Origin of the sequence: Kitasatospora sp. NPDC085879 (assembly GCF_040686255.1) — a bacterium.
GTDB lineage: Bacteria > Actinomycetota > Actinomycetes > Streptomycetales > Streptomycetaceae > Kitasatospora.
Map to the genome: position 1 here is coordinate 27874 of NZ_JBFBJZ010000009.1, position 18385 is coordinate 46258.

Below are 18385 nucleotides of genomic sequence, written 5' to 3' on the forward strand. Positions count from 1 at the left end.
CACGGCGGACCCGACCCGGATTGCGCAGTTCCCCCCGTCCCTGGGGGTGCAGGTGGTCGGGGGTCATCTCGGGTGGTCCGTGAGGTGGTGGCGGAGGGATTCGCCGAGGGGGGTGAGGCGGGGTGGGGTGGGGGCGGGGCGGGCGGTGAGGCGGCGGGCGAGGCCGGCCAGGCCGCCGGGCATGCGGCCGAGGGCGGTGGCGAGGCCGCCGACCACGACGGCGGAGATGCCGGGGACGGTGCCGGTGTCGAGGCCGATCAGCAGGGCGGCGGCGAAGACGGCGCCGACCGCGCTGTCCGCCCCGGCCACCACGACGGTGGCGAACCAGAGCAGGCCCTGGATCGGGTCGAAGGCGGTGGCGGAGAAGGCGCGTCCGGCGAGGGTCATCAGGCCGCCGCCGAGGGCGGCGAGTCCGGCGCCGGCCATGAAGACCAGGAGTTTGAGCCGGGGCACGTCCACCCCGGCGGCCGAGGCGCCGGCCTGGTGGTCGCGCATCGCGGTGAGGGCCCGGCCGAGCCGGCCGCGGTGCAGGTTGCGGACCAGCAGCAGGCCGAGTCCGAGCAGGACGAGTTCGGCGGTGTAGAAGGCGCCGTCGCCGGCGAGGAACTGCGGGCGGTCGACGGTCAGGCCGGTGGTCGCGTACGGCTGGTTGAAGACGAGGCGGCTGAGCGCGGTGCCGACCGCGAAGGTGACCAGGGCGAGTGCGAGGCCGCGGCGGCGGATGGCGGGCCATCCGGTGAGCACGCCGAGCGGGACGGTGACGGCGACGGCCAGCAGCAGGGCGGGGACGGCCGGCAGTGGTGGCACTCCCGGTACCCGGCCGGACATGAGCAGGGCCGTGCCGAGTGCGCCGAGGCCCGCGTACCCGGCCTGGCCGAGCGAGATCTGCCCGCCGTAGCCGGTGACCACGACGACGGAGAGCAGGACCAGGGCGAGCGCGGGCACGGCGAGGGCGTGCCGCAGGTCGTCGTTGCGGAAGCCGAGCGGCAGCAGCAGGAGCACCGTGCAGACCGCTTTCACGGCGGCCGCGCCGCGTTCGATCCGGGGTGCGCCGGCCGGGGCGAGTCCGGTGTCGTCCACGGCGCCGCGCCAGGGCAGCAGGGCGGCGACGAGCAGCGCGACGGTGAACAGGTTGGCCTGGACGGCCTGGGCGAGCGGCAGGAGTTGGCCGGCCGGGCGCAGCCTGGTGAGTTCGCTCTGCGCGACGCCCAGCGCCAGGCCGGTGACGACGGCCACCGGCAGGCTGCGCAGCCGGGCGGCGACCGCCACGGCCATGGTCTCCATGACGAGCAGCGGCAGGCCGTACGGGTCGAGCAGCAGGGAGGGGGCGAGCAGGATGCCGACGAGTCCGGCGGTGAAGGAGCCGAAGGCCCAGCCGGTGGCGGAGATCCGGTCGGCGTCGATGGCGGCGAGTTCGGCGAGGCCGCGGTTGTCGACGACGGCGCGCAGCCGCGTGCCGAAGGCCGTGTAGCGGGTGACGAGTCCGACGCCGCCGGCGACGGCGAGCAGTACGGCCAGTTGGACGGCGGTGTCCAGGCGCAGGACGTGGCCGCCGAGGTCGGCGAGGTGCTCCGGCCGGACGAGCGCGGGGGCGTCGGCGAACGGGGCGGTGCCCCAGAGCAGGATGACGGTGCCGATGAGCAGGACGAAGACGCCGATGCCGGCGACCATCGTCTCGCCTGCCCCGGCGCCGCGGCGCTGCAGCGGGCGGAAGACGGCGGCGTCGAGCAGGACGCCGAAGGCCGGGGCGGCGACCAGCAGGCAGAAGGCGGCGGCGGGGAAGAGCGGCCAGCCGCGGACGACGACGAGTTCGCGCAGCAGGTAGGCGGTGGCGACGGCCTGTGCGCCCTGGGCGAGGTTGAGGACGCCGGTGGCGCGGTGGGTGACCACCAGGCCGACGCCGCTGAGCGCGGCGGCGCTGCCGACCGAGAGGCCGGCGAGGGCGAGGTCGGCGGTGAGGCCGAGGCTGTCGCTCACCCGGCCGGGGCCCCTGGGTCCGGGGCGGGGCCCGGGGTGGCGGGCGGCTCGGGGTCGCAGACCGGGCAGGGGCTGAGGCCGCGTTCCCGGACGGCCCGGGCGTCCAGTGGTTCGGCGCCGGTCTTGCCGGCCACCAGGGGGCAGTCCCGCCGGTGGTAGAGGGTGCCGTCGGGCAGGCCGACGGGCGGTCCGGACTCGCCCTCGTCGGCTGCGGCGGCGGGGGCCTCGGTCACCAGCAGCGCGTAGAGCTGGTCGAGTCGGCGGTCGGCCGGGTCGCCGAGGCCGGCGCCGGGGCGGCGGACGGCGATGAGCACGGCGCCCGCGACCATCAGGGCCGCGCCGGGGGCGGTGGCCGAGGCGATGTAGGGCAGCTGACGGGCCGCGATCTCCTCCCCGGACACGCCGTACCAGCCGAGGACGCAGAGCACGGCGCCGGCCGCGAGCGTGAACCAGCCGGGCCACTCGCGCAGCGCCCGCAGCAGCCCGGCGGCACTCGGCCGGGGAATCCGGTTCATCCAGATTTCTCCGTACTGTCCAGATTTCTCGGTATTCTACTGTTCTGTCAGCTCCTCTTGCGGTTCGTCCGCCGATCGGCCTTCATAGTGTCACTTGCGGCACTTCGCGCCGCAGCACGGACCGAAGACCGACCCAGAGCAGCCACGACACGAGCGACCGGGGCCACCGGCGGGAGGGCGGCCCGGAGGTCGGGAAGAACGCGGTGAGCAACCCATGCGCAACAACCCTGGCGAGTCGATTCACGAGGCCGCCCCCGGCCCCGCCGCCCACCCGGACGGCCGTACCCGCACAGCCGGTCCGGCCCGAGCGGCCGGCCGGCTGGCGGCGGCGGTCCTGGCCGTTCTGGCCCTGCTGTTCGCGGCGGCCTGCAGCAGCAGCAGTTCCTCCGGATCCTCCTCGCCCTCGCCCTCGGCACCGGCCTCGACCGCGAGCGCGTCCGCGTCGGGCGGCGGCACGGCACCGGCCGACGCCGAGGCCGCCAAGACGGCGATCAAGACCAACTGGGAGAAGTTCTTCGACCCGGCGACGCCGATCGCCGACAAGGCGGCCCTGCTGCAGAACGGCGAGGCGCTCGCCCCCGCCCTGCAGGGCTTCGCCAACGACCCGCGGGTCGGCCAGGTCAAGGCCACGGTGACCGACGTCCAGTTCACCTCCGACTCGGCCGCGACGGTGACGTACACGCTGACGCTGCAGGGCCAGACGGTCGAACCGGCCGCGAGCGGACAGGCCGTGCTGGACAACGGCACCTGGAAGGTGTCGACCAGCACCCTGTGCGGCCTGGTGACCCAGGCCGGCGGCACGACGATTCCGGGATGCAGCTGATCGGGCTCCGGCGGGCGGCCCGGCACGCCGCGGCCGCCCGCACCGCCGCGCTCGCGGCCTCCGCAGCGCTGCTGCTGACCGTCGCGGGCTGCGGCAGCCGGCTCCCGGAGAGCGCCTTCGGCGCACCGCCGACCGGCAGCACCGGGCGCACCACCGACACCGGCGCGGACGCCCGCAGCGTCAAGATCGGAATCATCACCTCCCTCACCAGCCCGGTCGGCTCGGAGACCTTCGCCGGCCCGCGGTACGGCGCACTCGCCTTCTTCAAGGCGCTGAACGACGCCGGCGGAGTGCACGGCCGGACCGTCCAGGTCGTCACCTGCGACGACGGCGGAAGCGGCATCGGCAACCAGGACTGCGTGCACAAGCTGATCGACAAGGAACAGGTCTTCGCCCTGGTCTCCGGCAGCGTCCTCGGCTACTCCGGTGCGCCGTACGTGAGCTCCAAGGACGTGCCCGACGTCGGCGGCCAGCCGATCAACACCGCCTACGACCGGTGGCCGCACCTGTACGGCATCTACGGCAGCAGCGCCCCGCGGGACGGCCGGTCCGTCGGCTGGGACGGCACCCTCTACCAGAGCACCGAGGTCTACCGCTTCTTCAAGGAGAAGCTCGGCGCCCGCAGCGCCGCCGTCGTCGCCTACGACCAGGCGGACTCGGCCCGCTACGCCCGGCAGTTGACCGAAGGGCTGAAGGCCGAGGGGTACCGGGTGCTCAACCAGACCGTCGACCTGGCACTGCCCGGCTTCCAGGCGGTCGCGGCGGCCATGAAGGCCGACGGCACCGAGCTGCTCTTCGACGCCATGGACACCCGCGGCAACGCCGCGCTCTGCCAGGCCCTGGACGCCGCCGGGGTGCGGCTCAAGGCCAAGGTGACGAACGTACAGAACTGGACGGCGACCGTCGGCACCGACTACAAGGACTCCCCGGGCTGCCGGTCGGTGCTGTGGGCGACCTCCTCCAGCCTCAACTACGAGGACACCCGCTACCCCGCCGTCCAGGCCTTCCGGACGGCGATGGCCAAGTACTACCCGGGCCGCGAAGGGCTGCTCTCCGCGTGGGAGTTGGAGGGCTGGGCCGGAGCCCAGTGGCTCACCGACGCGATGGACTCCTGCGGCGCCGACCTCACCCGCCAGTGCGTCGAGGACTACATGAACCGCGAGACCCCCTACGACGCCCACGGCCTGCTGCTGCCGGCCTCCTTCGTCCCGACCCCCCGGCCCACCGGGCTGCTCCGCGCCTGCCTCAACGCGGCCCAGTGGGAGGACTCCGCGAACTCCGGCCACGGCGGCTGGGTCACCCGGGTGCCCGACATGGACACCAACTGCTACGACGTCCCGCAGCTGCCGTACCGGCCGTGAACGGCCCCGGTGTGGCGAACGTCGCAGGTGATCGGGGCCGGGCTTCGGCCTGCGGCCGGCGACGGGGCGGGAAGCGGCCGGTAGGCTGCCGCTGCCCCGTCCGAGCTGCAAGGAGTCGCCTTGGCCACCGCCGTGCCCGCGCCCGTGATCACCGTTGTCGGGGTCGGTGCGGACGGCTGGGACGGGCTCGTGCCCACCGCGCGGGAGGCCCTGCGCGCCGCGGCGACCGTCCTCGGCGGGCCGCGCCAGTTGGAGCTGCTGCCGCCGGAGGTCACCGCCGCCCGGGTGGCCTGGCCCTCGCCGCTGCGCCCCGCCGTCCCGCGGCTGCTCGCAGAGCACGGCGGGCGGAGCCTGTGCGTCCTCGCCAGCGGCGACCCGATGTTCTACGGCATCGGCCGCGCCCTCGCCGAGACGGTCGGCGCCGAACGGCTCCGGGTGCTGCCGCACCCCTCGTCCGTGTCGTACGCCTGCGCCCGGCTCGGCTGGCCGCTGGAGGACACCGAGGTGGTCAGCCTGGTCGGCCGGCCGCTCGCGAACCTCAACGCTGCGCTGTCGAACGGGCGGCGGCTGCTGGTGCTCGGCCCCGGCGCCGGCACGCCCGCCGAGGTCGCCGCGCTGCTGGCCGAGCGCGGCTTCGGCGCCAGCCGGCTGCGGGTGCTCGAACAGCTCGGCGGGGCGGCCGAGCGGGTGCTGGACGGCACCGCCGGGGACTGGCCGCACCCGGCGGGCGATCCGCTGAACATCCTGGCCGTGGAGTGCGCCGGCCCGCGGGCGCAGCTCGTCCCCGGTCTGCCGGACGACGCCTTCGAGCACGACGGGCAGCTGACCAAGCGCCATGTCAGGGCGGCGACGCTCGCCGCCCTCGCGCCCGCCGCCGGCGAGCTGCTCTGGGACATCGGCGGCGGCTCCGGCTCGATCGCCGTGGAGTGGCTGCGGGCGCACCGCAGCTGCCGGGCCGTCAGTGTGGAGCGCGACGCCGTCCGGGCCGAGCGGATCCGGCGGAACGCCGCCGCGCTCGGCGTGCCGCGGCTGGAGGTCGTCACCGGGCGGGCCCCGGAGGCGCTGGGCGGGCTGCCGGTGCCGGACGCCGTGTTCATCGGCGGCGGGCTCACCGCACCGGGCCTCCTGCAGGCCTGCTGGGACGCGCTGCCCGCCGGTGGCCGGCTGGTCGCGAACACCGTCACGCTGGAGTCCGAGGCGCTGCTGACGCAGTGGTACCGCCGCTGCGGCGGGGACCTGGTGAAGCTGGCCGTCGCGCACGCCGTACCGGTCGGCGGGTTCACCGGCTGGCGGCAGGCCATGCCGGTCACCCAGTGGTCGGCCGTCAAACCGTCCGAGACCGCCGCGGCCGTCGAGGCCGACGGGGAGGAGCAGCAGTGACCGTCCACTTCATCGGGGCCGGCCCCGGCGCCGCCGACCTGATCACCGTCCGCGGGCAGCGCACGCTCGCCGCGTGCGGGGTCTGCCTGTACGCGGGCAGCCTGGTGCCGCGCGAGCTGCTCGCCGAATGCCCGCCGGACGCCCGGCTGGTGGACACCGCCAACCTGGACCTGGACCGGATCGTCGCCGAGATCGTCCGCGCCCACGAGGAGGGCCACGACGTGGCCCGGCTGCACTCCGGCGACCCGTCGGTGTTCAGCGCCGTCGCCGAGCAGATGCGGCGACTCGACGCCCTCGGCATCCCGTACGAGGTGGTGCCCGGTGTGCCCGCCTTCGCCGCGGCGGCGGCCGCGCTCAAGCGCGAACTGACCGTGCCGACGGTCGGTCAGACCGTGATCCTCACCCGGGTCGCCCGCCAGGCCACCCCGATGCCCGAGGGCGAGGACCTCGCCACCCTGGGCCGCAGCGGCGCCCTGCTGGTGCTGCACCTCGCCGCCCGCTACGTGGACAGCGTCGTCGAGGAGCTCCTGCCGCACTACGGCGCCGACTGCCCGGCCGCCGTCGTCGCGATGGCCAGCCGCCCCGACGAGCTCGTCCTGCGCGGCACCCTCGGCGACATCGCCGGGCAGGTGAAGGCCGCCGGCGTCCTGCGGACCGCCGTCATCCTCGTCGGCCGGACGCTGGGCGCCGAGCAGTTCCGCGACAGCCACCTCTACTCGCCCGAACGCGACCGGCCCCACGAGCCCTGCGGCGCCTGAGCGGGAAGGGCCGCCATGAAGGCGCGGGCGCGGCGGGTGATGTCGGGCCAGTCGGCCGCGGCGACGGCGGACGGCGGGACCACCTCGGAGCCGGCGCAGACGGCGAGGGCGCCGTGGCCGAGGAAGGCGGCGGCGTTGGCGGCGCTGACGCCGCCGGAGGCGACCAGGGGGACGTCGGGGTAGGGGCCGCGCAGGTCGGCGAAGTAGCCGGGGCCGAAGGCGCGGGCCGGGAAGATCTTCACGGCGGCGGCGCCCAGGTCGACGGCCCGGGCGACCTCGGTCGGGGTGAGGGCGCCGAGCACGACCGGGACGGCCGCCCGCTCGGCCGCGGCGGCGACCTCGGGGCGGCAGCCGGGCGTGACCAGGAATCCGGCGCCGGCGTCCACCGCGCGGTCGGCCTGATCGGCGGTGAGCACGGTGCCGACGCCGATCCGGTGCCCGGCGTCCGCCGCACGCCGCAGATGGACGGTCACCTCCGGCGTCGTGAAGGTGAGTTCGACGCGATCGATGCCGCCGGCGGCGAGCGCCGCGCACAGCTCGGCCGCGTCCGGGATCCGCGGTGCGCGGACGACGGCGATCACCCGCCCGGCGGCGAGCGCGGCCCGCAGCGCGGTGGCCGCGGAGTCGGCGGGGTCGGCGGGAGTGGTCACGGGTGCGGGGCTCCTCGGTCGGCCGGGCGGGGCGGAACACAAGTGGGCGGGGCGGGTACGGGCGGGGTCAGCGGGCCCGGGCTCCGTGCGGGCCGCGGCGCAGGGCGCGGCCGGGGAGGGCGCCGGTGGGGCGGCCGTCCCGGAGGACGGCGGTGCCGTTGACGCAGACGTGCTCGATGCCGGTGGCCGGGCGGCGGGGGTGGTCGAAGGTCGCGGTGTCGCGGACGGTCGCCGGGTCGAGGAGCACCAGGTCGGCGTGGTGGCCGGGGCGGACCAGGCCCCGCCGGTGGAGGCGGAGGCGGCGGGCCGGGCGGCCGGTCATCCGGGCGATCGTCTCCTCCAGGGTGAGGACGCCCTCGTCCCGGGTGTAGTGGCCGAGGTAGCGGGCGAAGGTGCCCCAGGCGCGGGGGTGCGGGCGGTCGCCGACGAGCAGGCCGTCGCTGCCGACGGTGTGCGCGGGGTGGCGCATCACGGTGCGGACGTTGGCCTCGTCGCCGACGTGCTGGAGGATCGTGGTGGCGAGGCGGTCGGTGCGCAGCAGGTCGAGGCAGGCCTCGGTGCCGGTGGTACCGCGGTCGGCGGCGATCTCGGCGACGGTGCGGCCGACCAGGGCGCCGAGGGACGGGTCGCCGACGCCGGAGATCTGGACGGTCGTCCAGTCGGCGGTGACACCGTGGCAGCCGTCGCTGCCGGTCTCCTCCAGGGCGGTGCGGATGCGCTCGCGGGTGTCCGGGTCGCCGAGCCGGGCGAGGGTCGCGTCCGGTCCCCCGGCGGCGGCCCAGCCGGGCAGCAGGGCGGCGAGGGTGGTGGAGCCGGGGAGGTAGGGGTAGCTGTCGAGGGTGATGTCGAGGCCCTCGGCGAGCGCCCGGTCGACCAGGGCGAGGAGTTCGCCGGCCCGGCCGCGGTTGACCTCGAAGTTCATGGTCGCGTGGGTGAGGTGGAGCGGGCAGCCGGACGCCCGGGAGACGGCGATCATCTCGGCGTAGCCCTCCAGGGCGCCGGCGCCGTAGGAGCGCTGGTGCGGGGCGTGGAAGCCGCCCGCGGCCGCGACCACCTCGCAGAGGGCGGTGAGTTCGGCGGTGCCGGCGTACATGCCGGGCGGGTAGCTGAGCCCGCTGGAGAGGCCGACCGCGCCCTCGTCCAGGCCCTGGGCGACGAGGGCGCGCATCCGGTCGAGTTCGGCCGGGGTCGGCGGGCGGTCGTCCCAGCCCATGGCGAGCATCCGGACGGAGCCGTGCGGCACCAGGTAGCAGGTGTTGACGGCGGTGCCGGTGTCGAGCCGGTCGAGGTACTGGCCGACGGTGCGCCAGTTCCAGTCGAAGCCCTCGGGGTCTCCGTTCCAGCCGGCGAGCTGGCGGCGCAGCGCGGGGAGGGTGGTGTCGTCGACGGGTGCGTAGGAGAGGCCGTCCTGGCCGAGGACCTCGCAGGTGACGCCCTGGGTGACCCGGGAGGGGTGCCCGGGCTCGACGAGCAGCCGCAGGTCGGAGTGGGTGTGCATGTCGACGAAGCCGGGGGCGAGGACGAGGCCGTCCGCGTCGACGGTGCGGCGGGCGGTCAGGCGTCGGCCGGCGGTGCCGACGGTGTCGATCAGGCCGCCGGTGACGGTGACGTCCGCGCGTCGGCGCGGTGCGCCGGTGCCGTCGACGACGGTGGCGCCGCGGAACACCAGATCGGCCACCCGAACCACCTTCCATCTGCGATGTTGCGTTATCTGCAACATGCGTTGCGCATAGTGCCACGACGGTTCTAACATTCACGCCGAAGCGCGGTCAACGAGACGGGCGCAGCGCCCGGTCGAGTGGGCCGAGGACACCGAGGAGTGCGGCGGATGGCGGAGCAGCCGACCACGGGCCCCGACGCCGTGTGCCTGGGCGAGTCGATGGCGGTGCTGCTGCCGGACACCGCGGGCCCGCTGGACGCAGTCGGCGGCTTCCGCCCGGCGGTGGGCGGCGCGGAGGCGAACACGGCCTGCGCGCTGGCCTCGTTCGGCGTGCCGACGGCCTGGATCGGCCGGGTCGGCGACGACGGCTTCGGGCGCATGGTCACCGCCGATCTGGCCGCCTGCGGGGTGGACGTGTCGGCCGTCGCGGTGGACCCGCACCGCCGCACCGGCCTGTACGTCAAGGAGACCGGCGGTTCGGGCCTGCCGTACGACCTGGGGCCGGGCCGCAGCCGGCTGCACTACTACCGGACGGGCTCCGCCGCCTCGGCGCTCTCCCCCGCGCTGACCGCCGATCCGGCCGCCGCCCGGCTGCTGGACGGCGCCCGGCTGCTGCACCTGACCGGCATCACCGCGGCGCTCTCCGACGACTGCCTGGCCCTGGTGCGCGCGCTGCTGGCCGACCGGCGGCCGGGCCGGCTGGTCTCCTTCGACCTGAACTGGCGCCCGGCGCTGTGGCACGGCCGCGACCGCGCCGTGCTGCCCGGGCTGCTGGACGCCGCCGACGTCCTGCTGCTGGGCGCGGACGAGGCCGAGGAGGCGCTCGGCACCGGCGACCCGGGCGCGCTGCGGGCCGCCTTCCCCTCCCCCGCGACCGTCGTGGTGAAGGACGCCGGGCACCGGGTGACCGCGCTGGACCGCTCGGGCGCCGCGGTCACCGAGCGGGCACTCGCCGTGGAGGTGGTGGAGCCGACCGGCGCGGGCGACGCCTTCGCCGCCGGGTACCTGGCCGGCCTGCTCCGCGGCCTGGACACCCGCCGCGGGCTGCGGCTCGGCCACCTGGCCGCGGCCTGCGCCCTGACCGCCCGCGGCGACCGCGGCCTGCCGCCCGCGCCGCGGGCCGTCGCGGCGCTGCTGGACGCCTCGGACGGGGACTGGGCGGCCACCCGGGTGACCGCGGATGGCATCGTGTCCCCGGTACTCACCCGGCCGGCCGCGCACCTCGGAGCACTCACCCCATGAGCCAGACCGTCACCCGCGCCCTGCGCCTGCTCGCCGAGCTCGGCGAGGGCGAACGCTCCCTCGACCAGCTGGCGGCGGTCCTCGGCGTGCACAAGACGACCGTGCTGCGCCTGCTGCAGAGCCTGGAGGAGGGCCGGTTCGTCCACCGAGACGCCGCGTACCGCTACCACCTGGGGGCGGGCCTGTTCGCGCTGTCCAGCCTGGCCCTGGAGCAGCGCGGCATCCGCCGGACGGCGGCTCCGCACCTCGCCGAGCTCAACGCCGCGACCGGGCAGACGGTGCACCTGGCCGCGTACGAGGGCGGGGAGGTGGTCTACATCGACAAGTACGACTCCCGGCAGCCGGTGCGGATGTACTCGCGGATCGGGCTGCGGGCCGCGCTGCACTGCACGGCGGTGGCGAAGGTACTGCTGGCCGACCTGCCGCCGGCCGCGCGCCGCAAGGTGGCCGCGTCGATCGAGTACACCCCGTACACCGCGCACACGATCACCGGCCCGAAGCAGCTGCTGGCCGAGCTGGAGCAGGTGGCGGCACAGGGCTGGGCGCAGGACCACGCCGAGCACGAGCCGTTCATCAACTGCGTGGCCGCGCCCGTCCGGGACGCGACCGGCCGGGTCGTCGCCGCGGCGTCGATCTCGGTGCCGGACGTGGTGCTGCCGTACGAGCGGGTGCTGGAGCTGCTGCCGCAGCTGCTGGCCACCGCCCGGGCGGTCTCCGCCGACGCGGGCGCCGCGACCTGACGCCGTACACCCCCGAGAGGAAGCACGCCGCCATGACCGCCACGAGCGAGAAGACCGAGATCCGCACCGCCGGTGCCCCCGCCCCCGCCTGGACGTTCTCCCAGGGGGTGCGCAAGGGCCCGATCCTGCAGGTCTCCGGCCAGGGCCCGCAGGACCCGGCGACCGGCGAGTACCTGTACCCCGGCGACGTGCGGGCGCAGACCCGGCGGACGCTGGAGAACGTCAAGGCGATCGTCGAGGCGGGCGGCGGCACGGTCGAGGACGTGGTGATGTTCCGCGTCTACCTGACGAAGCGTGCGGACTTCGCGGCGATGAACGAGGCCTACGCGGCCTTCATCGAGGAGAACATCGCCCCGGGCGGCGTGAAGCCGTGCCGGACGACGGTCATGGTCGAACTGCCGCAGGAGCCGATGCTGGTGGAGATCGACGCGCAGGCCGTCGTCGGCTGAGCGGGGCCCGGGCCGTCAGCGGCCGGTCGCCGGGCCCAGCGGCTCGGCCCGGCCGACGACGGTGCCGGCCCGGTCGATGCAGATCACGTCCACCGCGACCGGTGCCGGGGTGAGCACCCCGAGCGCGGTCGCCCGGGCCGCCTCGGCCACCAGGTCGCCGAGCGGTACGCCGGCGGCCGTGCACAGCTGCACCGCCTCCAGGCCGGTGTTGGCGGCGGCCACCGCCCCGGCGAGCTCCGGGCCGGCGCCGCCGCGCCTGGCCAGCTCCGCCAGGTAGCCCTTGTCGACCTGCGAGCGGGCCGAGTGCAGGTCGAGGTGGCCGGCCGCCAGCTTGGACAGCTTGGCGAAGCCGCCGGCGATGGTCAGCCGCGGCACCGGGTGGCGCTTGAGGTACTTGAGCACCGCGCCGGCGAAGTCGCCCATGTCGAGCAGGGCGTCCTCGGGCAGGCCGTGCACCGCGACCGCGACCTTCTCCGAGGTCGAGCCGGTGCACCCGGCGACATGGGTGCGGCCGGCGGCCCGGGCCACGTCCACGCCGCGCCGGATGGAGTCGATCCAGGCCGAGCAGGAGTAGGGCACCACGATGCCGGTGGTGCCGAGGATGGACAGGCCGCCGAGGATGCCGAGGCGGGGGTTCCAGGTGGAGCGGGCGATCTCCTCGCCGTGGTCGACGGAGATCTCCACCACGACGTCCCCGCGGCCGCCGTGCCGGGCGGCGACCTCGGCGACGGCGTCCCGCATCATCTGCCGCGGCACGGGGTTGATCGCCGGCTCGCCGACCGGCAGCGGCAGCCCGGCCTTGGTGACGGTGCCGACGCCGGGGCCGGCCCGGAAGACGACGCCGCTGCCCGGCTCGCCCTCCGTCACGGTGGCCCGGATCAGCGCGCCGTGGGTGACGTCCGGGTCGTCCCCGGCGTCCTTCACGATGCCGGCCGTCGCCCGTCCGGCCGCGAGCTCTTCCGCCGCCAGGGCGAACGCGGGCCGCTGCCCCTTCGGCAGGGTGATCTCCACCGGGTCGGGGAACTCTCCGGTGAGCAGGGCGGTGTACGCGGCGGTGGTGGCAGCCGTGGCGCAGGCACCCGTCGTCCAGCCGTGCCGCAGGCCGCTACTCTTCAGCTGCGCCGCCCGGCCGCCCGCCTCAGCCACGTCCGCCTCCTGGAGTTCCGATGCACGTCCTGATCCTCGGCGGCACCACCGAGGCCCGCCGCCTGGCCGCCGTCCTCGCCGAGCAGCGCCCCGGGCTCCGGGTGACCAGCTCGCTGGCGGGCCGGGTCGCCGAGCCGCGGATGCCGGCGGGCGAGGTGCGGATCGGCGGCTTCGGCGGCTCCGCCGGACTGGCCGACTGGCTGCGGGCCGAGCAGGCGGACGCGGTCATCGACGCCACCCATCCCTTCGCCGAGAAGATCAGCCGGAGCGCGGCCACCGCGGCCGCCGAGGTCCATGTTCCCCTGCTCGTCCTGCGGCGTCCCAGCTGGGTACCGGTCGACGGCGACGACTGGCACCGGGTGGACTCGCTGCCCGAGGCCGCCGACGCGCTGCCGGGGCTCGGCCGCCGGGTCTTCCTGACCACCGGTCGGCAGGGCATGGCCGCGTTCGCGCACCTGAAGGAGACGTTCTTCCTGGCCCGGTCCGTGGAGCCGCCGGACCGGCCGCTGCCGCCCCGGCTGGAGGTCCTGCTCGACCGCGGCCCGTTCACCCTGGACGGCGAGCGCGAAGTGCTCCGCACGTACACGATCGACGTGCTGGTCACCAAGGACAGCGGCGGCGCCGCCACCGCTCCCAAGCTGGCCGCCGCGCGCGAACTCGGCCTGCCCGTGGTGATCGTCCGCCGCCCCGAGCTCCCGGCCGGCGTCACCGTCGCCGAGGACGTCCCCGGCGCGGTCGGCTGGCTGGACGCCCTGGCGGCGGATCAGTCCTGAGCCGTCGCCGGTTCGAGCCCCGTGCGGAAGGCGCGCACCGCGGCGATCCCCGGGTGCTCCGGCTCCGGCAGGCACAGCAGGTGCGCGAGCAGGGTCTCGGCCTCCCGCCGGGCCCGGGCCGGATCACCGGCCGCGGCCGGCGCACGGGCCGGGTTCAGGCGGGTCGAGGCGGTGTGCGGGTGACCGGGCCCGAGGACCCGGAGTCACTGCCCACTCTTCTTCAGGAAGCGGCGGAGCTTCTGCAGCGGCCAGGTGTTGACCACCTCGTCCGGGGTGAGCCGGCCGCGCTGGGCGGTGGCGACGCCGAAGCGCAGGTTGTCCAGGTGGACGGTGGCGTGGGCGTCGGTGTTCACGGCGAAGCGGACGCCGTGGCGGCGGGCGGCGATGATCAGTTCGTCGCCGAGGTCGAGGCGTTCCGGTGAGGCGTTGATCTCCAGGGCGGTGCCGGTGCGGGCCGCGGCGGCGAAGACGGCGTCCAGGTCGGCGTCGACCGGGCGGCGGCGGCCGAGCAGCCGGGTGGTGGGGTGGCCGATGACGTGCACGTGCGGGTTCTCGCAGGCGCGGATCAGGCGGCGGGTCTGGGCGTCGCGGTCGAGCGCGAAGGCGGAGTGGATCGAGGCGACGCACAGGTCGAAGCCGGCCAGGAACTCGGGCGGCCAGTCCACGCCGCCGTCCGGGTCGATGTTGAGCTCGGTGCCGTGCAGCAGCCGCATCCGCCCGTACGAGCCCTGCAGGGCGCGCAGCCGCTCGCGCTGGGCGAGCATCTTCTCGTCGGTCATCCGCTGCATGGCGAGGTTCGGCGCGTGGTCGGTGACGGCGACGTAGGACCAGCGGCGGCGGTGGGCGGCCGCGAGCATCTCCTCCAGCGGGGCCAGGCCGTCGGTCAGGTCGGTGTGGGTGTGCAGGTCGCCGCGGATGTCCTGTTCGGTGACGGGGTCGGCGAGTTCGCCGTTCAGCGCGTCCTCGATCTCGCCGCGGTCCTCGCGCAGGGTGGGCGGGATCCATGGCAGGCCGAGCGCCGCGTAGACCTCCTCCTCGGTGCGGGAGGCGAGCGTGCGGCCGCCGTCGACCTCGAAGAGGCCGTACTCGGAGAGCTTGAGCCCGGCCTTGACGGCGCGGGCTCGCAGTTTGATGTTGTGCGCCTTGGAGCCGGTGAAGTAGACGAGCGCGGCACCCCAGTCCTCGGCCGGGACGACCCGCAGGTCGACCTGCAGGCCGCGGGTGGTGCGGACGGAGGTCTTGGTGGTGCCGCTGCCGAGCACCTCGGCGGTGAGCGGGTGGCCGGTGAGCGCGGCCATGAGCGGCGCGGAGTCGGCCGCGGCGGCGAGGACGTCGACGTCGCCGATGGTCTCGCGCATCCGGCGCAGCGAGCCGGCCCAGGTGCAGCGCTCGCAGCCGGGTGCCGCACGGACGGCGGCGGCGATCTCCTCGGCGAGTGCCAGGGCGGTGGAGATCAGGACGCGGCCGCCGCCCTGCCGGAGCACCTCGATGCCGTGGACGATGTTCTCGGCGGTGCGGGCGCCGAGGCCGGGGAGGTCGTCGAGGCGCCCGGTGCGGGCGGCGTCGAGGAGTTCGTCGACGGTGGAGACGCCGAGTTCGCGGTGGACGAGGGCGGCCTTCTTGGGGCCGACGGTGGGGATCGCCATGATCTCGCGGACCCCTGGCGGCACCTTGGCGCGCAGGATGTCGACGGCGGTGACCCGGCCGGTGCCGAGGTACTCGGCGATCTTCTCGGCGGTGGACTTCCCTACCCCGGGGATGGCCTGCAGGCCCTTGGCGTCGAGTCCGGCGAGGTCCTCGGGGTGGCCGCCGACGGACCGGGCGGCCTTCTCGTAGGCCCGGGCCCGGTAGGCGTCGCCGCCGGTGAGCAGGAGCAGGTCGGCGTACTCCTGCAGCAGCGCGCCGACCTCGTCGTTGAGCCGCGGCATGGCTTCAGTCTAGGTCGGCCTTGACATCCGCACCCCTGCGGAATGAATATTCATTCCGTGACCCCGCGCAAGCCCGACCTCGCCCGACAGCTCATCGACGCCGCCATCGCCCTCTTCGCCGAACGCACCTACGAGGGCACCCAGATGCCCGCCGTCGCGCAGCGCGCCGGGGTGGGCGTGGGCAGCATCTACCGGTACTTCCCGAGCAAGGAGGCACTCGGCAACGCCGCCTTCCAGCACGCCAAGCGGGCGCTGCTGGACGAGCTGGCCGCGGCGATGGCCGAGGGCGGCCCGGCCGGCACCATCCGCGAGGAGTTCGGCCGCTTCTGGCGGGGCTTCACCCGGTACGCGGGCGCCCGCCCCGACGCGTTCGTGTTCCTGGAGCACCAGCAGCACGACACCTTCCTCGCCCCGGAGAGCCTGGAGCTGGCCGCCGAGATCGACCGGATCGCCGCCGACTTCATCGAGCGCGGCCAGCGGGCCGGCGCGATCCGCGACGGGGACGCCGCCCAGCTGGTGGCGCTCGCCGTCGGCGCCTTCACCGGGCTGGTCAAGCTGCACCGCGCCGACGGCCTCGGCGCGACGGCCCCGGCCGACCTCGATGCCGCCGAGGACGCCGTCTGGGCGCTGCTGCACCGCCCGGCCCCCTGAAGCCCACTCCCCACCCTCACCTCCCCCGGAAAGGCAGGTCCCCGATGACCGCCCCGCAGACCGTCCTGATCACCGGCTGCTCCACCGGCATGGGCCGCGAGGCCGCCCTCGCCCTGCACCGGCTCGGCCACCGGGTGGTGGCCACCGCGCGCCGCCCGGAGACCCTCGCCGACCTGGCAGACCTCGGCATCGAGACGCTCGCCCTGGACGTCACCGACGAGCAGTCGATGACGGCCGCCGTCGCCCGCGTCGAGGAGCTGCACGGCCAGGTCGACGTCCTCGTCAACAACGCCGCCTACGGGCTGCACCAGCCGGTCGAGCTGGCCACGCCGGACGACGTCCGCACCCAGTTCGACACCAATGTCTTCGGCCTCGTCCGGATGGCGCAGCTGGTCCTGCCGGGCATGCGCCGGGCCGGCCGCGGACGGATCGTCAACATCTCCTCCATGGGCGGCCGGTTCTCGCCGCCCGGCGGCGCGTTCTACCACGCGACCAAGCACGCGGTGGAGGCGATCAGCGACTCGCTGCGGCTGGAGGTCGCGCCGTTCGGCGTCGAGGTCGTCGTCGTCCAGCCGGGCCCGACCATCACCGGCTTCGGCGGCACCGCGGTCGCGACCATGCCCGACGGCTCCGGCCCGTACGGGTCGTTCACCGCGGCGCTCGCCGACATGTACGCCAACAAGGCCTTCACCCGGCGCAGCGGCGCGGTGACGGCGGAGGCGGCGACCAAGGTGATCGTCCGGGCGGCGACCGTCCGCCGGCCGCGGGCCCGGTACGCGATCGGGGCGATGGCCCGCGGCACGATGATCGCCAAGCGGCTGCTGCCGGACGCGGCCTTCGACGCGGTCATGCGGGTCTCCTTCCCGCTGCCGAAGGCCGCCTGACGGCGGATCGGCCGCCCGGGCCGAAAAGGAGTGCACCGGACGGGCCGGACGCGCTAGCCTCGGTCGTATGAAGCACCAGCGCGCTGCCGCGACCACGACGCCGGAGAGAGTCCCGGCGCGCTGACACCTGCTGTCCGAAGCCCCGGGGCGAGTGCCCCGGGGCTTCGTGCTGTGCCCGGTCACCCGCTCCGGCATCCCCGAGGGAGACCGCGATGCACGACCACCTCGATCCGAAGGACCACCGCCGGCTCGGCCGCGAGCTGGACCTGTTCGACACCGACCGGCTGATCGGAGCCGGCCTGCCGTACTGGCTGCCGGACGGCGCCGCGGTGCGGCACGCCCTGGAGGAGTACGTCCGGGAGGTGGAGCGGCGGGCCGGCTACCGGCACGTCCACTCGCCGGTGCTCGGCAAACGCGAGCTGTACGAGATCTCCGGGCACTGGGCGCACTACGGCGAGGACATGTTCCCGCCGATGCGGCTCGGCGGCGAGGAGGTGGTGCTGCGGCCCAGCCTCTGCCCGCACCACGCGGTGATCTTCCGCTCCCGGCCGCGCAGCCACCACGAGCTGCCGCTGCGGATGGCGGAGCTCGGCGGCATGTTCCGCTCCGAACTGTCGGGCGTGCTCGGCGGGCTGACCAGGGTCCGGGCGATCCAGCTGAACGACGCGCACATCTTCTGCCGGCCCGAGCAGGTCGCCGAGGAGGTACGGTCGGCACTGGCGCTGATCCACCGGGCCTACCGGGCACTCGGCATCGAACCGGCCCGGCACCGGCTCTCGCTGCCCGCCGAGGGCGGCAAGTACGTGGCCGACCCGGAGATGTGGCGGCGCGCCGGCCGGCTGCTCGCCGAGGCACTGGACGAGGCCGGCGTGGCGTACGAGGCGGAGGTCGGCGAGGCCGCCTTCTACGGGCCGAAGATCGACGTCCAGGTGGTGGACCGGGCCGGGCGCGAGGCCACCCTCTCCACCGTCCAGGTCGACTTCCACCAGCCGGCCCGGTTCGACCTCGGCTACATCGGGGCGGACGGCGCCCGGCACCGGCCGGTGATGGTGCACCGGGCGGTGATCGGCAGTGTGGAGCGCGCGGTGGCACACCTGCTGGAGGTGCACCAAGGGGCGTTCCCGGCCTGGCTGGCGCCCGTCCAGCTGCTGGTGCTGCCCGTCTCCGAGGAGCAGCTGCCGCAGGCCGGAGCCCTGGTCCGGGAGGCCGTCGAGCAGGGCCTGCGGGCCGAACTCGCCGACCCGCGGGCGGGCACCCTCGCGGCCCGGGTGCGGGGCGGCCGGCTGGTGCCGTACCAGGCGGTGCTCGGTGCGGCGGAGGCCGCCGAGAGGCTGGTGTCGCTGCGCCTGCGGGACGGCCTGCGGCTGGGGCCGGTGCCCGTCGCCGAGGCGTTGGGACTGATCAACGACCAGGTCGAGGCCGGACGCTCGGGCGGGTAGCGGGAAACC

At 75.5% G+C, this 18385-nt stretch carries 17 protein-coding genes; 11 read left to right on the forward strand and 6 right to left on the reverse strand.

All coding sequences use genetic code 11. The features are described 5' to 3' along the window. Positions 1-63 precede the first annotated feature (63 nt). Together AB0P35_RS09455 and AB0P35_RS09460 are read right to left on the reverse strand one after the other, a co-directional pair. On the reverse strand, positions 64-1977 hold the full coding sequence (locus tag AB0P35_RS09455) for an ABC transporter permease (RefSeq protein WP_363508648.1): 1914 nt from the start codon (positions 1975-1977) through the stop codon (positions 64-66). Continuing rightward, positions 1974-2492 (reverse strand): hypothetical protein, encoded by a 519-nt coding sequence (locus AB0P35_RS09460; protein ID WP_363508651.1) that lies wholly within the window; start codon positions 2490-2492, stop codon positions 1974-1976. The genes AB0P35_RS09455 and AB0P35_RS09460 overlap by 4 nt, the downstream gene beginning before the upstream one ends. Before the next feature lie 214 nt (positions 2493-2706). On the opposite strand from AB0P35_RS09460, the gene AB0P35_RS09465 reads away from it, so the two are divergent. The 4 genes from AB0P35_RS09465 to cobM all read left to right on the forward strand — a co-directional run bounded on the left by AB0P35_RS09465 (position 2707) and on the right by cobM (position 6814). Then, a complete protein-coding gene (locus AB0P35_RS09465) occupies positions 2707-3315 on the forward strand; it encodes a hypothetical protein (RefSeq protein ID WP_257018945.1) in 609 nt (202 codons plus the stop codon). Continuing rightward, positions 3306-4676: an ABC transporter substrate-binding protein gene (locus AB0P35_RS09470; RefSeq protein ID WP_363508654.1), complete on the forward strand. Its 1371-nt coding sequence runs from the start codon at positions 3306-3308 to the stop codon at positions 4674-4676. The genes AB0P35_RS09465 and AB0P35_RS09470 overlap by 10 nt, the downstream gene beginning before the upstream one ends. Before the next feature lie 120 nt (positions 4677-4796). Next, on the forward strand, positions 4797-6056 hold the full coding sequence (gene cbiE, locus AB0P35_RS09475; protein ID WP_363508657.1) for a precorrin-6y C5,15-methyltransferase (decarboxylating) subunit CbiE: 1260 nt from the start codon (positions 4797-4799) through the stop codon (positions 6054-6056). Beyond that, positions 6053-6814 carry a precorrin-4 C(11)-methyltransferase gene (cobM, locus tag AB0P35_RS09480; RefSeq protein WP_095872113.1) on the forward strand — a complete coding sequence of 254 codons (762 nt, stop codon included), beginning with the start codon at positions 6053-6055 and terminating at the stop codon, positions 6812-6814. The genes cbiE and cobM overlap by 4 nt, the downstream gene beginning before the upstream one ends. Here the strand turns inward: cobM and eda are convergent. Continuing rightward, a complete protein-coding gene (gene eda, locus AB0P35_RS09485; RefSeq protein WP_363508660.1) occupies positions 6769-7464 on the reverse strand; it encodes a bifunctional 4-hydroxy-2-oxoglutarate aldolase/2-dehydro-3-deoxy-phosphogluconate aldolase in 696 nt (231 codons plus the stop codon). The two genes, cobM and eda, sit on opposite strands and share 46 nt — an antisense overlap. A 67-nt stretch (positions 7465-7531) precedes the next feature. Continuing rightward, positions 7532-9142: a D-aminoacylase gene (locus AB0P35_RS09490; protein WP_363508663.1), complete on the reverse strand. Its 1611-nt coding sequence runs from the start codon at positions 9140-9142 to the stop codon at positions 7532-7534. A 150-nt stretch (positions 9143-9292) separates the two neighbouring features. On the opposite strand from AB0P35_RS09490, the gene AB0P35_RS09495 reads away from it, so the two are divergent. Genes AB0P35_RS09495 through AB0P35_RS09505 form a run of 3 tightly spaced genes read left to right on the forward strand, consistent with a single transcriptional unit; the run spans position 9293 to position 11555 of the window. Continuing rightward, complete coding sequence (locus AB0P35_RS09495) at positions 9293-10366, forward strand: sugar kinase (protein WP_363508665.1); 1074 nt, start codon at positions 9293-9295, stop codon at positions 10364-10366. Then, the gene (locus tag AB0P35_RS09500; protein WP_363508668.1) at positions 10363-11106 is read left to right on the forward strand and encodes an IclR family transcriptional regulator; all 744 of its coding nucleotides are present in this window, start codon (positions 10363-10365) and stop codon (positions 11104-11106) included. Before AB0P35_RS09495 ends, AB0P35_RS09500 begins: the two co-directional genes overlap by 4 nt. Positions 11107-11138: 32 nt before the next feature. Then, entirely contained in the window at positions 11139-11555 is a 417-nt protein-coding gene (locus AB0P35_RS09505; protein ID WP_095872118.1) for a RidA family protein, read from the forward strand. A gap of 15 nt (positions 11556-11570) precedes the next feature. Here AB0P35_RS09505 and AB0P35_RS09510 read toward each other — a convergent pair whose 3' ends face one another. After that, positions 11571-12701, reverse strand: a complete 1131-nt coding sequence (locus tag AB0P35_RS09510; protein ID WP_363508672.1) for a cobalt-precorrin-5B (C(1))-methyltransferase — start codon at positions 12699-12701, stop codon at positions 11571-11573. Positions 12702-12721: 20 nt separating this feature from the next. On the opposite strand from AB0P35_RS09510, the gene AB0P35_RS09515 reads away from it, so the two are divergent. Next, positions 12722-13474, forward strand: a complete 753-nt coding sequence (locus AB0P35_RS09515; protein ID WP_363508675.1) for a cobalt-precorrin-6A reductase — start codon at positions 12722-12724, stop codon at positions 13472-13474. 203 nt (positions 13475-13677) lie between these two features. Here the strand turns inward: AB0P35_RS09515 and polX are convergent, their stop codons facing one another. Further along, positions 13678-15402 (reverse strand): DNA polymerase/3'-5' exonuclease PolX, encoded by a 1725-nt coding sequence (gene polX / locus AB0P35_RS09520; protein WP_363508678.1) that lies wholly within the window; start codon positions 15400-15402, stop codon positions 13678-13680. A 57-nt stretch (positions 15403-15459) separates the two neighbouring features. Between polX and AB0P35_RS09525 the strand changes: the two genes are divergently transcribed. From AB0P35_RS09525 to thrS, 3 genes are all read left to right on the forward strand, one after another. After that, entirely contained in the window at positions 15460-16053 is a 594-nt protein-coding gene (locus AB0P35_RS09525) for a TetR/AcrR family transcriptional regulator (protein WP_363508681.1), read from the forward strand. A gap of 44 nt (positions 16054-16097) precedes the next feature. Continuing rightward, complete coding sequence (locus tag AB0P35_RS09530) at positions 16098-16937, forward strand: SDR family NAD(P)-dependent oxidoreductase (RefSeq protein WP_363508684.1); 840 nt, start codon at positions 16098-16100, stop codon at positions 16935-16937. Between the two features lie 212 nt (positions 16938-17149). Further along, on the forward strand, positions 17150-18376 hold the full coding sequence (gene thrS, locus AB0P35_RS09535; RefSeq protein ID WP_363508687.1) for a threonine--tRNA ligase: 1227 nt from the start codon (positions 17150-17152) through the stop codon (positions 18374-18376). Positions 18377-18385 lie beyond the last annotated feature (9 nt).

What these genes read in the sequence shown, in the direction of transcription:
- AB0P35_RS09500 (WP_363508668.1), top strand. Translation starts at nt 10,363, where the DNA reads ATGAGCCAGACCGTCACCCGCGCCCTGCGCCTGCTCGCCGAGCTCGGC.
- AB0P35_RS09460 (WP_363508651.1), bottom strand. Translation starts at nt 2,492, where the DNA reads ATGAACCGGATTCCCCGGCCGAGTGCCGCCGGGCTGCTGCGGGCGCTG.
- AB0P35_RS09495 (WP_363508665.1), top strand. Translation starts at nt 9,293, where the DNA reads ATGGCGGAGCAGCCGACCACGGGCCCCGACGCCGTGTGCCTGGGCGAG.
- AB0P35_RS09530 (WP_363508684.1), top strand. Translation starts at nt 16,098, where the DNA reads ATGACCGCCCCGCAGACCGTCCTGATCACCGGCTGCTCCACCGGCATG.
- polX (WP_363508678.1), bottom strand. Translation starts at nt 15,402, where the DNA reads ATGCCGCGGCTCAACGACGAGGTCGGCGCGCTGCTGCAGGAGTACGCC.
- AB0P35_RS09505 (WP_095872118.1), top strand. Translation starts at nt 11,139, where the DNA reads ATGACCGCCACGAGCGAGAAGACCGAGATCCGCACCGCCGGTGCCCCC.
- AB0P35_RS09470 (WP_363508654.1), top strand. Translation starts at nt 3,306, where the DNA reads ATGCAGCTGATCGGGCTCCGGCGGGCGGCCCGGCACGCCGCGGCCGCC.
- AB0P35_RS09515 (WP_363508675.1), top strand. Translation starts at nt 12,722, where the DNA reads ATGCACGTCCTGATCCTCGGCGGCACCACCGAGGCCCGCCGCCTGGCC.
- AB0P35_RS09465 (WP_257018945.1), top strand. Translation starts at nt 2,707, where the DNA reads ATGCGCAACAACCCTGGCGAGTCGATTCACGAGGCCGCCCCCGGCCCC.
- thrS (WP_363508687.1), top strand. Translation starts at nt 17,150, where the DNA reads ATGCACGACCACCTCGATCCGAAGGACCACCGCCGGCTCGGCCGCGAG.